General features: G+C 64.5%; 1 protein-coding gene. It reads right to left on the bottom strand.

All coding sequences use genetic code 11. The annotated features are described in order from the left end of the window. Positions 1-54 precede the first annotated feature (54 nt). A complete protein-coding gene (locus IB235_RS24745) occupies positions 55-987 on the bottom strand; it encodes an IS5 family transposase (RefSeq protein ID WP_192339063.1) in 933 nt (310 codons plus the stop codon). Between the last annotated feature and the right edge of the window lie 63 nt (positions 988-1,050).

Raw genomic sequence — 1,050 nt, 5'->3', positions numbered from 1 at the left:
GGCGCTGTTGTACAAATCAGTTGATGACCGCAGTTCCCCTTTCCCCGGACACACTTATCCCAATGCCACGGTGACCGGGATGCCGAGGGCCGTGAAGCGGTTGAGGACCGCCACCCGGATCTGGACCTCCGCCACCTGGCGGTCGAAATCACGGGACATCAGCCGCTGGCCGAGCAGCTTCACGCAGTTCATTTTCGCCTCGACCCTGCTGCGCCGGTGGTAGCCGCTCCAGTTCCGCCAGAGCGCCCGGCCCAGGTGCTTCGATGCTCGCAGGATCTCGTTGCGTGTGCGGGCTCCTGCCGTATCCGGCTTCCAAGGCCGGGCATTCCGGCGGGGCGGAATGATCGCTGCTGCTCCACGGGCCGCGATGGCATCATGGCAGGCGCGTGTGTCGTAGGCACCGTCAGCCGTGACGGCGGCGATGTCCTCGTTCACCGGGATCTGGGCGAGCAGGTCCGGCAGAGTCGGGGCGTCGCCGACATTGCTGGACGTGACCTCGACCGCTCGGATCTCCAGCGTTTCCTCATCAATTCCAAGGTGGATCTTGCGCCATACGCGCCGCTTGGAGCCGCCATGCTTGCGCGTGTGCCACTCGCCTTCGCCTTCCACCTTGATGCCGGTGCTGTCGACGAGCAGGTGAAGCGCGCCCTTGGAGCCGCGATACGGGATGGTCACGTCCAAGGTCTTCTGCCGCCGGGACAGGGTGCTGAAGTCCGGCACAGCCCAGCCGAGTCCGGACAGCTCCAGTAGGCTCGCCACGAAACCAGTAGTTTGCCGGAGTGGCAGCCCGAGCAGGACCTTGATGGTAAGACAGACCTGGATCGCCGCGTCGCTGTATGCCTGCTGGCGGCCGCGACGCCCGGAATGCGCCGCTTCCCATTGCATTGAGGGATCGAACCAGACGGTCAGCGATCCGCGCTGCCTCAGCGCCTGATTGTAGCTATGCCAGTTGGTGGTCTTGTACGTGGTCTTCGCCGGTCTGCTCATGGCCGCCAGCTATCATGCTGGATTCGCGCAGTGAATCCCTAGCCGCATTTGCGCAACAAGGCC

It is taken from the genome of Paracoccus sp. PAR01 (assembly GCF_014851995.1).
GTDB lineage: Bacteria > Pseudomonadota > Alphaproteobacteria > Rhodobacterales > Rhodobacteraceae > Paracoccus > Paracoccus litorisediminis.
The sequence above is the reverse complement of the archived record's forward strand: the minus strand, read 5'-3'. Positions and strand labels throughout refer to the sequence as shown.

What these genes read in the sequence shown, in the direction of transcription:
- IB235_RS24745 (WP_192339063.1), bottom strand. Translation starts at nt 987, where the DNA reads ATGAGCAGACCGGCGAAGACCACGTACAAGACCACCAACTGGCATAGC.